The organism is Staphylococcus sp. IVB6240, from assembly GCF_025558425.1.
In the GTDB taxonomy this organism is placed as follows: Bacteria; Bacillota; Bacilli; order Staphylococcales; family Staphylococcaceae; genus Staphylococcus.
The window spans coordinates 798,999-813,634 of sequence record NZ_CP094718.1; the positions used below are offsets into that span (position 1 = coordinate 798,999).

Genomic DNA, 14,636 nt, shown 5'->3' on the forward strand with positions numbered 1-14,636 from the left:
TTTTCTAATAAAATAACTCATGGGGAAACGGGGCAGGGGAACTCTTCTCCCGACATTTATTGTGAATTATTCACATACGACCCTACCCCTGACAGAGAAAGGAAGTGAAGCAATGAGAGATGAGAAACAAATAAAAGAACACGAAATGCGTGTAGAAAAAGAAGTTAAACGTTTAGATAAAATATTTAAATCCATACCGGATGATAAAAAACGAGTTGCGCAAGGGTTGATTGTGCAGGCGGCGAGGTTACGTGTGTTACTTGATGATGCATGGACAGACATTCAGCAAAATGGAGACTACGAACTTTTTACACAATCTGAAAGTACACCTCCTTACGAGAGAGAAAGACCTATCGCCAAATTGTTCAACTCAAGAGACAATGCATATCAGAAAGTTATACAACAGTTGATTAAACTCTTACCAGACGAAGTGGAAGCGGCTGTTGAAAAAGAAGTTAAAGGATTGAGAGGTTTGTTAGATGCAAATAAATAAGCATGTTAAATGGTATATAGATAAATACAAGCATGGTGAAATCAGGCTTAATAGTGATAGGATAAAACTTATTGATCATTTAGAAAATAATGTCTTATACAGAGATGATTTGTATTTTGATAATGAACAAATTGAACTGTGTATCGCTTTTATTGAACGGTTTTACTTTAAATTACAACCGTTTCAAAAATTTTTGATTGCGTTTGTATTTCTATTTGATGAAGAAGACGAATTATACTTCGAACAATTCTTTTGGCTTGTAGCCCGTGGTGCAGGTAAAAACGGTCTGATTAGTGGATTGTCAACATACTTCATTAGCGAATTACATGGTATCGAAAATTATGACGGAACAGTTGTTGCAAATACAGAAAAACAAGCTAAAACATCATTTGAAGAAATGCATAGAGCGATTACTAAACATGGTTTGTATACAGGTTCTGTTAATGATGAAGAGGGTGCGGGAATATTTGATTTAACCAAGCTTAGAATCACTTCCACAAAAACACAAAGTAAGTTTGAATATGCTACAAGCAATGCAGGTAGTAAAGATGGTGGTCGTGAAGGATTTATTATTTATGATGAAATTCACAGATATGAAAACAACGATATTGTAGATGTATTCTCTAGTGGTTTAGGTAAAGTTAAGCACCCTAGAGAGTTTTTTATAGGTACTGATGGATTTGTACGTGAAGGCTTCTTAGATAAGATGAAAGAGCGTTCTAAAGAAATATTAGAAGGACGTGCGACTGATGACCGTTTGTTTCCGTTTATATGTCGGTTAGATCATAAAGATGAGAAGGACGACCCTTCTAAGTGGTCTAAAGCAAATCCGATGTTTGAAGAGCCTATGAGTGATTACGGCAAACGTCTTTTTCGTAAAGTATTAAACCAATATCACGATTTAAAACACAGTCCAAGTGGCTATGAAAACTTTATGACTAAACGTATGAACTTGCCCGAAGAAGATTCTAGTAAGATTGTCGCTTCACGTGATGAGGTACTTGCCACAAATCGTGATATACCACCACTAAAAAATAAAACTGCAATAGGTGGTGTTGATTATGCTAGTATTAAAGATTTTGCAGCTGTAGGTTTGTTGTTTAAACAAGGTGATAACGTTGTTTGGCTCTCTCACTCATTTGCGCGTAAAGAGTATTTGGACCAAGCACAGTTAAAGCCTCCTATCAAAGAGTGGGAGCGTCAAGGACACTTAACTATTGTTGATGAGCCGTCTATCAATCCTGCACATATAGTCAATTGGTTTATAAAAATGCGCGAAAAATATGCGATTCAAAAAGTCGTGGCTGACAATTTCCGTATGGATTTAATGCGTCCGCTATTTGAAGAAGCCGGATTTGAAATTGAAGTGTTAAGGAATCCAAGAGGTGTACATAGTAAACTAGCACCTCGTATAGAAACTTTATTTGCAAACCACAGAATTATATTCGGAGATAATCCTTTAATGCGGTGGTATACAAATAATGTTGCTGTTCAAGTTAAAAAAGATGGTAATAAAGAGTTTATTAAAAAAGATGAACACAGACGTAAAACTGATGGATTTCATGCTTTCTTACATGCTTTATATAGCATAGATGAAATACAAGAAATTGATTTAGATAAAGCTTTCGACTTGTTAGATCAACTTAACTTTTAGTAATAAAGGAGGTGGTGAATTGAGGTTTCTGGATGCAGTATTTAAACGCAATTTAGAAGTGAGAGATATGCTCGATTTAAAATTAGAGAACGACCCTGCAAGTCGTTCATATTTAAAACGTATGGCTCTTGAAACATCAATTAATTTTATCGCAAGAACATTTAGTCAATCAGAGTTCTGGGTTAAAGATGGCCAGGAATTAAAAAGAGATAAATTATATTATAAGTTGAATGTTAGGCCTAACACAGATTCAAGTGCATCAGATTTTTGGCACAAAGTTATTTATAGGTTGGTTTACGATAATGAGGTTTTAATCATTAAAACTGATTCAGATGATTTGTTGATAGCTGATGATTTTTACAGAGAAGAATTTGCGGTTTATGAAGATATTTTTAAAGATGTTGTAGTAAAAGATTTCAAATTTGAACGTTCATTTAAGATGAATGAAGTCATCTATTTGAACTATAACAACAATAAATTACAACGTTTTGTTGAAAGTTTATTTGCTGATTATGGTGAATTATTTGGTCGTATGATGGACACACAACTACGGATGAATCAAATAAGAGGTGTTGTAAGAACTACTAAAGGTGCTGGAGAATTAGACAACGCTAGTATGCAGAGAATGCAAAAATTTATTAACAAAATATATGGACAGCTTAATAATAATGGCACAGCAATTGTTCCTGAAATACCACCATTTCAGTTTGAAGAAATTTCTAAAAATAATTCATCAGGTAGAGATAACAGTGGTGAAAACTTGCAAAAAGTTAAGCGCATGATTATTGATGATGTCGCTAAAATTATAGGTATTCCATCGAATTTGATACATGGTGATGTCGCTGATTTAAGTAATGCTATGACTGCATATATTGATTTTTGTATTAATCCTTTAATCGCAAAAATAGAAGACGAGTTGAATAGCAAATTTTTTACAGAAACCGAATTTTTAAAAGGGAAACGTATAAAAGTTGTTGGCATCAATGCGGTAGACCCAATTAAGAACGCTGAAAAAGTAGATAAATTAATATCATCAAGCGCAGCTAAACAAAATGAAGTGAGAGAAATGCTCGGTCTTGCACCTGTTGACGGTGGAGACCGTTTTATTTTGACTAAAAACTATCAAACTGAAGATGACTTGAAAGGGGGTGAGAATGAAAATGGAGACGAAACAAGAGCTAATGAAAGCAACGTCTAAATATGCTTTTAAAAATGAAGTGAAAGACGATAAGATCGTTCTCACTCTTAGTGGTCCTGTTGCACAAGCCTCAATTTTTGCAGATGAAACCATTAACAGCCATGATATTGCAGAAGTGTTAGATGGTGTAGATAAAGATATTGTAATTCGCTTAAACAGCCCAGGTGGTGATGCTTTTCAAGGGATTGAAATTTATAACTATTTAAAGAATCATTCATCACACGTTACTGTTGAAGTGACTGCTTTAGCTGCAAGTGCTGCTTCTATAATTGCAATGGCTGCTGATGAACTTGTTATGAGCAAAGGTGCTTCGCTGATGATTCATGAAGCAGCGACCATCGCAATTGGTAATAAGGCAGACGTTAAGAAGACATTAAATGCTTTAGAAACAGTAGATGCATCGATTGTCGAAGTTTACAAAGATAAAACAGGGCTTGATGAAAAAGAAATTGAGCAACTTATGACTGCTGAAACTTGGTTTACAGCGAAAGATGCTGTTGATAAAGGGTTTGCGGACAAAACTAAAGATATGGTTGAAACACCTAAAGAAACCCAAGATGTTGTGGAAAACAATAGCGAAATGATTGCTATGAAAAATGAAATCGAGGGATTGAAAATTCAACTATCTAATTTCAAAAATAGTGAACATAAACCAAAGAAAAAACGATATTTATAGGAGGTATTTAAATGGTTGTTAAATTTAAGAATGATATTGAAAACAACGTAGATAAATTGAAAAATGAATATTTTGAGGCAGTGCGTAATGACGCTGACTCAGAAACGATTGAGAATAAGTATGCAGAATACATGGCTGCTTTCTCATCTAATTTGCATGACAATATTTTAAAAGATGCACGCGAAGAGGCTTTAAATGCTAATACAGATGAACAAGTATTAATGAAGCGTGGTCAAAACGTATTAACATCTGAAGAAAAACGATTTTTCACAAATTTAGTTGAAGATGATGCTAATTTAGACACTTATAAGGAAGAAATCATTTTACCTGAGACGACAGTTTCTCGAGTGTTTGAAGACATGCAAAGCGAACGTCCTTTGTTATCTAAAATTAATTTCCAAATCGCAGGTATTAAAACGCGTATTATTGCAGGTGATCCTGATGGAGCTGCAATGTGGGGTGAGATTTTCGGTAAAATTCAAGGACAAATTCAAGCTAATTTCCGTGAATACACATTCTCTCAAAACAAACTAACAGCGTTCGCGATTGTACCTAAAGATTTATTAGACTTTGGTCCAGAATGGGTAGAGCGTTATGTTCGTTTACAACTAGCAGAAGCTATGGGAGCTAAATTAGAAGAAGGTATTGTAAAAGGTAATGGTCCAGTACAGAACCAACCTGTTGGATTAATTAAAGATATGGTAAAAGATGACAGTGGTAATATTACTTCTGTTAAAGATAAAACAGAAAAAGGAAAACTTACGTTCGCTGATGCTAAAACGACGGTGACTGAATTATCAAATCTTATGAATTCGTTATCTGTTAAAGAAAATGGTAAGCGTATTAACATTTCAGGAAAGGTGTCATTACTTGTTAACCCTGACCAATTATTTGCAATTCAAGCTAAATACACGATTCAAAACGCTAATGGTCAATGGGTTACTTCATTGCCTTTCAATTTAGATATTTTACCATCTGAGTTTGTTGAAAAAGGTAAAATTATTGCTTTCGTTCCATCGCGTTATTATGCGATGTATAAAGGGGCTACACAAATTCGCGAATACGGCGAAGTATTAGCACTGGAAGATGCGAATGTGTATATTGCCAAACAGTATGCACACGGTATGCCAGATGATAACAAGGTAGCTGAGGTTTATTCTTTTAGTGATGTTGTAGCATCTGACTCCGAAGAATCAGATGTAGGTGCATAATTGAAAGGGGTGGTTAAATGATCACTCAAAATCATGTTGAAGAAATGAAGAGACGATTAAAAATTTTTCATATGTTCGAAGATGAGCATATACAATCATTACTCGAACAATCTTATGAAGATATTAAATATCGTTGCCAAGAGTTTGACATGAATGAGAATAACCGTGGAGTTGAGCTTGTTTATGAGCGTACAAGGTATGCATATAACGACAGTTTAGAATTTTTTCATGAGAACTTTTTAGGACAAATCACATCTTTCGCGTTAGAAAACATGAAGGAGGTTGATTATGAACAAGAATTATAGACCACCTAAAATAAGTAATGGGGACTTGAGAGTTCCTGTTACTTTTTTTCGTATGGTGGAAAACGACGGTCCTTTTCCTGGAAGTAAAAAGAAAGAAAAAGCATTTACGACACTTTGCGAAGTCTATGAAAGTTCAACAAAAGATTTAGAAAAGACAAGCGGTGTCACTGGTACCCATAAAATCACTATTAATTTTAGAAACCCACATGTCGATTATCATATCAATCATTCAGACACCTTTGAACTCATTCATGGATTGTATGAAAATTCAACGTTTAAAGTGATTGATTTCGCGCCCAATTCGAGCAATAAAGAAATGATTAAAGTGGTAGGTGTTGCTAATGGCGAATAGAGTCAATGTCGAATTAAAAGGTATGAAAGAGCTAGAACGTGAACTTGAAAACCTTTACGGTAAAACGAAAATGAAACGCATTATTGATGAATCTTTAAAGGTTGGAGGCAAGGTGGTTGTCGAAAATATCAAGCGTAACTTTGAGGATTCCAAAGATACAGGTGCAAGTAAGGCTGAAGTAAAACTATCTGCACCCTTCACTTCAAATGGAGTACGTATTATAAAGATTTATTGGGAAGGCCCTAAAAATCGTTGGAGAATCATTCATTTAAACGAGTTCGGCACTATTAAAAACCCTAACCCGCGAGGTAAAGGTGCAGTTGAACGCGCCATGAGAAGCGGTCAAGAAGCCTATGTCCAAGCTATTAAACAAAGGTTAAAAAGGGGTTGATACGATTGAGAGATATTTTAATGGATATTTATAACATCCTTATTAAAGATACGTTAGTGCAACGATATGTTGATAATCGTATTAAGTTCTATGAATACCCTGAACCGTCAGATATGACCAAGCCATATATTGTGATGAGTGAAATTGATGACACATTACCTGTCGAATACGCAGACAATGACAACCTTGCATTAAGCTACCTCGTACAAATTGATGTGTTTGTGCCTGAATCCGAGGAGTATCAATCATATTTTGTAAGGAATAAAGTTAGCTATCACATTTCACGGTTAATGAAAGAACAATTGAAAATGGAAAACACATCAAATGCAAAACCGGAATATGACGAAGAATTAAAAATGTACAGGTCCGCTCGTAGATACGAGGGGACCTTTTATCGTACTGAATTAAATTTATAGGAGGAATTAAGAATGGCAAAAAAATACAATTCGTTTACAGGTATTACAGGATTTTACTATATGCCTTTGAATACAGAAGAAGTTTCAGGTGTAACTGACCCTGAACGTATTAAATATTTACAAGAAATTCAGGTATCAAAAGAACAATCTATTGAAAAAGCACATGGAGATAATAGTGTTGCTGAACTAGCAGTATCTAACGGAACAGTTGAACTAGAATCTACATTCCATCATTTACCAATCGAAGATAGAGAAGTATTATTTGGACTTGATAAATCAAGTGATGGTGTGATTGGTGTAGGTAATAATACGCCACCATATGTTGCGGTTATCTTCGAAAAAACAACAGAAACTGGCGCGTCTGAATATGTTGGATTGCTTAAAGGTATGTTCACGTTTCCTGAAGTTTCTGGTCAACCTAAAGAAGATGGTGTTGAATTCTCTCAAGACAAATCTACAGCTGAATTCATGTCTGCTGAAGTTGAAGGCTTTGAGAAAGAACAAACTATGCTTCTCGGTCGCGATGAAAAAGGTGTAACTGTCATGCGTGATACAATTTGGAAAAAAGTATTTGGTAAAGAACACCCTAGCAAATCAGTATCCGAAGACACAGAAGAACCTGACATTGGCGCATAATAAGGAGGGCTATATCAATGGCTAAATATGAAGTATTAAAAACTTTTAAAGATTTGCAGGACAATGACAAGTTATATAAAAAAGGGAACACATTTCCGCGTCCAGTGAATAAGAAAATTGATGAAGAACGTATTTTAGAACTTTCATCAAGTGACAATCGTCAACGTAAACCACTAATCAAAAAGATTGAAGATTAATTTTGAGGGCATTGCGCCCTCTTTTTATTCGCAAATAAAAATTATTATATTAAAAGGAGTTTTAAACATGGCTAAAAAAATCAATTACATTAAATTAGTAGTATTAGATAAAGAAGGTAACGCTAAAGAGGATAAAAACGGTAATTTCGAGGTTGAGACGCATTTCACACCTAACTTTATCCCATTCCGTAAAATTTATGAAGCGACTGACATTATGGAAGGTACGTCTGAAGACGGTAGCGAACTAACAGAAAAAGAAATGTTTAAACGCATGACTGATTTTGTTGTTGATGTGTACAATAATCAATTCACAAGTGACGATTTATTAGATCGTTTACATGCACCTGATGCGGTTGAAGAAATCAAATCACAAGTGCAATTCATCGCACAAGGCCAAATGGACGAGCAAAGAAAAAAGCAATTAGCGAAGATGATTTAAATAAAAAAGTCATCACATGGGCTGAACACAAACAAAATTTAAAAAAAGTAGCATACGACATGATGAAAGAGGGCGGTAAGGATATTAACGACATCCTAGACATGCCCTTTTCTTTTTTTATGGATGTTATTGAAGACGGTAGAAAGCCCGTCAAACAAATTGATAAGAAAGACAGTATGTTAGATGCATTCACCAATTTATAAGTAAGGAGGTGGAAATATGGCAGAAAGAATTAAGGGTTTACAGATTGACCTATCTATGCAAGATATGGGGATTGGTTCAACACTTAAAGGTATTAAGCGTAGTTTTAGGCAACTCAACTCTGATTTGAAATTATCAAGTAACAACTTTAAATACTCAGAAAAGTCAATGGCGAGTTATGAGAATAGAATACATGAGTTAGATGCTGCGACGAAACAACAACGTAACAATGTTAAAGAATTGCGCAAGCAATATGAACAAATGGTTAAAGATAAAGGAGCGAATAACGCTGCTGCTGTTAGGTTGCGTACAGAATATAATAAACAAGCTGATACATTAAATAGACTCGAACACGAGCTAGACCAAACTGTAGATGGTTTCAAAAGATTCCAAAAAGAAGCGCAAGAAGCAGCTAGAGTCTCTAATAGTAGTTTTGGTCGATTAGGTCAAAAGTTTACAGATATAGGACCAAAACTTACTAGTGTTGGTGAATCGATGAAAAGTGTTGGTCGTTCAATGTCTATGTATGTTACTGCTCCGGTTGTAGCAGGCTTTGGACTTGCCGCAAAGAAAAGCATAGACTTTGATGACTCAATGCGTAAGGTTAAAGCGACATCAGGTGCTACGGGTAAAGAGTTTAATTTATTGAGAGACAAAGCACTTGAAATGGGTGCTAAAACTAAATTTAGCGCTAGTGAATCGGCTGACGCTCTGAATTTTATGGCCTTGGCCGGCTGGGATACCAAAGAAATGATGAGTGGTATTGACGGTGTCATGCAGTTAGCGGCTGCATCTGGTGAGGATTTAGCGCAAGTCAGTGATATTGTTACGGATGGATTGAGCGCATTCGGCTTAAAAGCAAAAGACAGTAGTCATTTTGCTGATGTATTAGCACAAACGAGTTCGAAAGCCAACACTGATGTAGCAGGTTTGGGCGAAGCATTTAAATATGTAGCACCGGTTGCAGGCTCATTCGGATTCTCTGTGGAAGATACATCAATAGCACTGGGGTTAATGGCTAATTCAGGAGTTAAAGCATCGCAAGCTGGTACAGCTTTAAAATCCATGATGACTAAATTGGCAAAGCCGACTGGCGAAGCTAAAAAGACGATGGAAAGCTTAGGTATTTCAATCACTGATAGTGAGGGCAAAATGTTGCCTTTCAGGGATATCACGGATCAATTAAGAGGTAGTTTAGGGGGATTATCTAAAGCTCAGCAATCTGCCGCTGTTAAAACCTTATTTGGTCAAGAAGCAATGAGTGGTATTTTGCCTATAATTAATGCGTCAGATGAAGATTATCAAAAGTTAACTAAGTCTATTGATAATTCCGCAGGAGCAAGCAAACGTATGTCAGATGAAATGGAAGGTGGCATAGGCGGGTCTATCCGTAAAATGAAGTCAGCTATCGAATCAATGGCGATTAGTATAGGTGATGTTCTAGCACCACATATACGTAAAGCCGCTGATTTTCTTGCAATGTTAGCTGATAAGTTTACAAATATGCCTGGTTGGGTGAAAACCGGAGTAGTAGGATTAGGTATATTCGCTGCAGCTTTAGGTCCTTTAATCTTAACCACAGGTGCGTTTACCGCAGCACTAGGAAGTATTATGACTACAATAGGTCCTGTGATGACAGGTATCACAAAAGCTGGTGGTGTAATGAACTTCTTAGGTACCAAAGCACCATTTGCAGCTAAAGGTTTAACTCTTGTAGGTGGAGCATTTAAATTCATGCTTGGTCCAGTAGGATTAGCAATTGCAGCAATAGTAGCAATCGGTACAGCATTTGTAATTGCTTATAAAAAATCTGAAACATTTAGAAACATTGTACATGCAGTTATAGACCCCGTTATTGACGGATTCAAAAAACTTTGGGATGTAGCTAAAGAAGTTTTCAACGCTTTAAAAAATCTTTTCTCAGGAAATACTTTGCCTACAGTTGATTTACTTTCAAAGATTATGCCTAAAGCTGCCGCGATTAAAGTAACAACAACATTAATGCAAATCAGACAAGCGTTTATTGATGCATTTAATGCGATTTGGAAATTTGTACAAGACATAGGTCGGAAGTTAGTTCAGTTTTGGAATAAAAACGGAGACACGATTGTTCAAGCTCTAATAAATGTATGGGATACTATTGTCACAGTATTTACAGAAGTTAAAAACTTCTTATGGCCAATACTACAAGAATTAGGCGGCGTTGTAAAAACAGTGTTTATGAATGTGATTGTTCCTGCAGTAAAAATAGGTATGCAGATTATCTGGGGAGTCATGAAATTCTTATGGCCACTAATCAAAACTTTGATTGTGGATACATGGAATAATATCAAAGGTATTATTAATGGAGCTTTAGATGTCATACTAGGTATTGTCAAGATATTTAGCGGTATTTTTACTGGTCAATGGGGCAAAGTTTGGGAAGATGTTAAACAAGTCTTTAGTGGTGCGTTGACGCTTATTTGGAATTTAGTTCAGTTATGGTTTATCGGCAAGATACTTAAAGTCGTAAAAATATTCGGTGGATTCTTCAAAGGTGTTATTAGTAAAGCGTTTAATGGTGTTAAAAGCATTATAGAAACTGTGTTGAAGTTTATATGGTCAATTATTAGTTCTATATTTAAACGTATATTATCAATCACAAAATCAATTTTTAACGGGATATGGACATTCATTAAATTTGTATGGAATGGTATTAAAAATGCTATATCGAATGCAGTTAAGTTCATATTTAATGCTGTGAAGCGTTATTTTACAGCAGTTAAAAATACAACTAGCACTATCTTTAATGCAGTTAAAAGTTATATTTCAAAACTTTGGACAGGTATAAAGAATAAAGTTTTAAGTATTGTAAGGTCTTTATGGTCTTCCGTTAAAAACATATGGAATGCCCTTTATAGTGGAACAAGAGGTATTTTTAACAAAGTAAAATCATGGATTACAAATTTATGGAACTCTATAAAAAGAACAGTATCAAAAATTGCTTCAAATTTATGGAGCTCAATAAAAAGAACTTGGAATTATTTGTGGTCAGGAACTCGAAATATTTTTAATCGAGTGAAAAATAGTATTGTAAATGTTTGGAACTCTATAAAACGTTCAGTGACAGACATTGCCTCAAGATTATGGGGAGGTGTTAGAAGAACATTTAATAACATGAAGAATGGATTGAAATCCATAATTGATAGAATTAAAAGTCATATTGGCGGAATGGTAAGTAAAATTAAGAGTGGTTTAAATAGTTTAATTAGAGGATTAAACTGGGTAGGTTCAAAATTAAGTTTACCTAAGATCCCTACACTTTCAACTGGTACGGTCCATAATCAACAAATCAATAGAAGTGTTAAAACTACATCTGATGGTCGTATGAAACAAGACACAATGGCTATTGTAGGAGATAAAGGACCAGGTAACGGTAAAGGTCGTGATGGTCGCCGTGAGTTGATTCAATATCCGAATGGCCGAACTGCTTTAACACCTGCAAAAGATACGCCAACTATCATCCCTAAGGGTGGTCGTGTTATAAGCGGTGGCGTGCGTCAACAAATGACTGGTGAACTTCCAAGGTTTAGTATGGGTACATGGTTTGGTAAAGCTACAGATTGGATTGGTAGCAAAATGAGAAGTGCTGGTGATTGGTTGAAAGACCGATTGGGCGACGTCTTAGATTTTGTGGGCAAACCTAGTAAACTACTTAACAAACTTTTATCTTCATTAGGTATTGATTTTGGTAGTTTAACTAAAGGAATGGGTATTGTTGGACAAATAACACGTGGCGCTTGGAACAAAATTAAAGATGGCGCTATTAAATGGTTGAAAGGCGGGCTTGATTCAGCCGGTGGAGACATCAAAGGTGGTATTTTAGATCCTCGATTGATTAACTATCACTACGGTAGAACAGCTGCTTATACGGCAGCTACTGGACGTCCATTCCACGAAGGCGTTGACTTCCCGTTCGTTTATAAAACCATACGTACACCTATGGGCGGTAAAGTAGCAAGACAATCATTTATGCACGGTGGATATGGTAACTGGGTAAAGGTTATAAGTGGTGCAATGGAAATGATATTTGCACACTTGAGAGATTTCAGTAAAACTCCACCTAGTGGTAAAACTGTTAAGGCAGGAGATGTTATCGGTCTTACTGGTAATACAGGATTTAGTACAGGACCTCATTTACATTTAGGTATAAGAAAAAACGGTCGAGATGTAGACCCTGAACCTTATTTATGGAGGGCTCAAAGACAAGGTCGATTAAAAGTAAGTGGAAAAGGTGGCGGTGGTTTAGGACGCATTACTGAAACTGTCAAAACTGCATTAAATCAAACTGGGCTCCCTACAACTAAACGATTTGTCGATTTTTGGTCAAAGAAAATTAATAAAAAAAATGGCACAGGTTTATTAGATATTAGTAAATCTACTTTCGAAGCATTTAAAGCTAAAGGTTACGGTAAATATAATAACACTTTAGATAACTTAATGGCGGGTATGCGATATGCCAAAGTCAATCATGGAAGTTCTTTATTGGACAAAGCTAAGCGCTTTGCTAGTGGAGGACTTATCAAAAACGCCGGTTGGTATAACCTGGCAGAAGGCGGTTATCCTGAATATGTAATTTCAACTGACCCTGCTTTATATAGCGATTCGATGAAGTTACTTGCTTTAGCGGCGCAAGATATTAACAATGGTAAAACATCAAATAATAAACGTCCTGGGCAACTACCGAATATAACAGGCGGTTCGAACGACACATCGTTACTCCTACAAATGATTCAGAATCAACAAATACAGATTGACCAGCAACGCAAACAAATGGAATTATTGCTTGAAATTGCAGCTAAAGAATTAATTGTTGATGAGGATTCAATGGAACGTGCGCATAACAGATTTCAAGACAAACGTGAGCGTCTAACAAATAAATTGAACAAGTATAGAGGTGGTGCATTCGCGACATGACAAACGAAACGATTATTGTAAATGATAAAAGGATAGATTGGCTTATTGTTGAACGAGGGTTTGAAATACCCTCGTTTCATTTTGTCACAGGTGTTGAAAATGTACCTGGTCGTGCAGGTACAGTGAAAAAGTTTAGAGAGTTGGAAGGCTATGAATTTGAATTACCTTTAATTGTACGTAACGACTATTTGGCTGGACGTAAAACGCATGATGAGATATTAAACGAAATAGTTAAATTCTTTGATTATGATGAAGCGGTTAAGCTACAACTTTCTAAAAAAGATTGGTACTGGTATGCCTATTTTGATGGGCCGATTGAATTAGCAACAAATACGCAAGGTATTGTATCTTTTAAAATCAAAGTCATATTAACAGACCCTTATAAATATTCAGGGAAAGTCTATACAAACACGGCTATCAGTGATTCTGTTTCAGTCGTTAATCTAGGTACTGCACCAACACCAATTACCATTGAAGCACGTGCATTAAAAGATAGCACGAACTTTATGATCGCCAACGGAGACAAAGACTATTTTATGGTTGGTAAGTCCGAAGATGCTGAAAAAACAACGAAAGATGTGTCGCCGTACCTGTTTAATGACGAATTTAATAAAAACGGTATTGGCAATTGGGCGTACATGCCGAATGATACAAGTTTCGGTCCGTTTTTAGATGGCGGAGATGCAATGGGCGGACGCTTCAAGGTAATGGGGGGAAATGAAAGTATATACCCGTCGGTTTGGGGTAGTAACACCAAAACTGGGTGGCATGGCGCTGCTATTTATAAGTCATTAAATCGATCAATCCAGGATTTCAGGATACGTTTTAAACTGTCTGTACGGCAATATTTAGGTATTGGTACTAGCAAATCAGTTGCTTATTTAGTGGATGAAAATAACAGAACGCAATTTAGCATTGTGTATGTCAATACAAGTGCAAATAGTAATAACTCAAAAATTGTTGTTTTTGCTTATGATGAGCATGGAAGCGCCAGAAAGATATATACACGTGACGTGCCTACCACATACAAAAAACGTAAATATATTCATCCGTTTATGTTTTTAGAAAGAAAAGGCAATAATTTGAAGGTTACTAGTTTTTTTTATGATTTATACAAAGACCCTAAACGAAAAAAACCACTCGGGAAAGATGAACGTGTGATTATTGATCGTGGTAATTTGTACCAACGTAAAGTACGCATAGCACGTTTGTATTCCGGGAAATATGCTAAATACGCTAAAAGTTTATATGCTTCTTTGCTAGGGTTTAGTATCCAAGAATTGTTACCGAACAGCGAAGATATTACGCCTATCGTAATCCGAAGTGGCGATGATATTATGATTGATACACGTCAGAAGTTAGTAACAATCAACGATGAAAACGCATTACATCTCAAAGATTTGGGTTCAAATTATCTTAATATTGATGCGGGCACATCTGAACTAGTCATATATCCACCTGAAACTTTTGACACAACAGTTAAATGGCAAGATAGATTTTTATAGGAAGGG

The 14,636-nt window shown here is 35.8% G+C and carries 15 protein-coding genes; all 15 read left to right on the forward strand.

Going from position 1 to position 14,636, the window contains the following annotated elements:
* Positions 1 to 112: 112 nt before the first annotated feature.
* The 15 genes from MUA88_RS04015 to MUA88_RS04085 all read left to right on the forward strand — a co-directional run bounded on the left by MUA88_RS04015 (position 113) and on the right by MUA88_RS04085 (position 14,630).
* Positions 113 to 493 carry a hypothetical protein gene (locus tag MUA88_RS04015; protein ID WP_262605821.1) on the forward strand — a complete coding sequence of 127 codons (381 nt, stop codon included), beginning with the start codon at positions 113 to 115 and terminating at the stop codon, positions 491 to 493.
* Positions 480 to 2,147: a terminase TerL endonuclease subunit gene (locus MUA88_RS04020; RefSeq protein ID WP_262605822.1), complete on the forward strand. Its 1,668-nt coding sequence runs from the start codon at positions 480 to 482 to the stop codon at positions 2,145 to 2,147. Before MUA88_RS04015 ends, MUA88_RS04020 begins: the two co-directional genes overlap by 14 nt.
* Before the next feature lie 19 nt (positions 2,148 to 2,166).
* Positions 2,167 to 3,345 (forward strand): phage portal protein, encoded by a 1,179-nt coding sequence (locus MUA88_RS04025; RefSeq protein ID WP_481906606.1) that lies wholly within the window; start codon positions 2,167 to 2,169, stop codon positions 3,343 to 3,345.
* The gene (locus MUA88_RS04030; protein ID WP_262605824.1) at positions 3,308 to 4,021 is read left to right on the forward strand and encodes a head maturation protease, ClpP-related; all 714 of its coding nucleotides are present in this window, start codon (positions 3,308 to 3,310) and stop codon (positions 4,019 to 4,021) included. Before MUA88_RS04025 ends, MUA88_RS04030 begins: the two co-directional genes overlap by 38 nt.
* Positions 4,022 to 4,032: 11 nt before the next feature.
* Positions 4,033 to 5,232, forward strand: coding sequence for a phage major capsid protein (locus MUA88_RS04035; RefSeq protein WP_262605825.1), 1,200 nt, complete (start codon positions 4,033 to 4,035; stop codon positions 5,230 to 5,232).
* Positions 5,233 to 5,249: 17 nt separating this feature from the next.
* Positions 5,250 to 5,537, forward strand: coding sequence for a phage gp6-like head-tail connector protein (locus tag MUA88_RS04040; RefSeq protein ID WP_262605826.1), 288 nt, complete (start codon positions 5,250 to 5,252; stop codon positions 5,535 to 5,537).
* On the forward strand, positions 5,521 to 5,889 hold the full coding sequence (locus tag MUA88_RS04045) for a hypothetical protein (RefSeq protein ID WP_262605827.1): 369 nt from the start codon (positions 5,521 to 5,523) through the stop codon (positions 5,887 to 5,889). Before MUA88_RS04040 ends, MUA88_RS04045 begins: the two co-directional genes overlap by 17 nt.
* Complete coding sequence (locus tag MUA88_RS04050; protein ID WP_262605828.1) at positions 5,879 to 6,280, forward strand: HK97 gp10 family phage protein; 402 nt, start codon at positions 5,879 to 5,881, stop codon at positions 6,278 to 6,280. The genes MUA88_RS04045 and MUA88_RS04050 overlap by 11 nt, the downstream gene beginning before the upstream one ends.
* A gap of 5 nt (positions 6,281 to 6,285) precedes the next feature.
* Entirely contained in the window at positions 6,286 to 6,696 is a 411-nt protein-coding gene (locus tag MUA88_RS04055) for a hypothetical protein (protein WP_262605829.1), read from the forward strand.
* A 12-nt stretch (positions 6,697 to 6,708) separates the two neighbouring features.
* Positions 6,709 to 7,332, forward strand: a complete 624-nt coding sequence (locus MUA88_RS04060) for a major tail protein (RefSeq protein WP_262605830.1) — start codon at positions 6,709 to 6,711, stop codon at positions 7,330 to 7,332.
* 17 nt (positions 7,333 to 7,349) lie between these two features.
* A complete protein-coding gene (locus tag MUA88_RS04065) occupies positions 7,350 to 7,529 on the forward strand; it encodes a hypothetical protein (protein ID WP_481906607.1) in 180 nt (59 codons plus the stop codon).
* 67 nt (positions 7,530 to 7,596) lie between these two features.
* Positions 7,597 to 7,968: a phage tail assembly chaperone G gene (gpG, locus tag MUA88_RS04070; protein WP_262605831.1), complete on the forward strand. Its 372-nt coding sequence runs from the start codon at positions 7,597 to 7,599 to the stop codon at positions 7,966 to 7,968.
* 59 nt (positions 7,969 to 8,027) lie between these two features.
* Positions 8,028 to 8,171 (forward strand): phage tail assembly chaperone GT, encoded by a 144-nt coding sequence (gpGT, locus tag MUA88_RS04075; protein ID WP_262605833.1) that lies wholly within the window; start codon positions 8,028 to 8,030, stop codon positions 8,169 to 8,171.
* Between the two features lie 16 nt (positions 8,172 to 8,187).
* Positions 8,188 to 13,125 (forward strand): phage tail tape measure protein, encoded by a 4,938-nt coding sequence (locus MUA88_RS04080; RefSeq protein WP_262605834.1) that lies wholly within the window; start codon positions 8,188 to 8,190, stop codon positions 13,123 to 13,125.
* A complete protein-coding gene (locus MUA88_RS04085) occupies positions 13,122 to 14,630 on the forward strand; it encodes a phage distal tail protein (protein WP_262605835.1) in 1,509 nt (502 codons plus the stop codon). Before MUA88_RS04080 ends, MUA88_RS04085 begins: the two co-directional genes overlap by 4 nt.
* Positions 14,631 to 14,636: the final 6 nt, after the last annotated feature.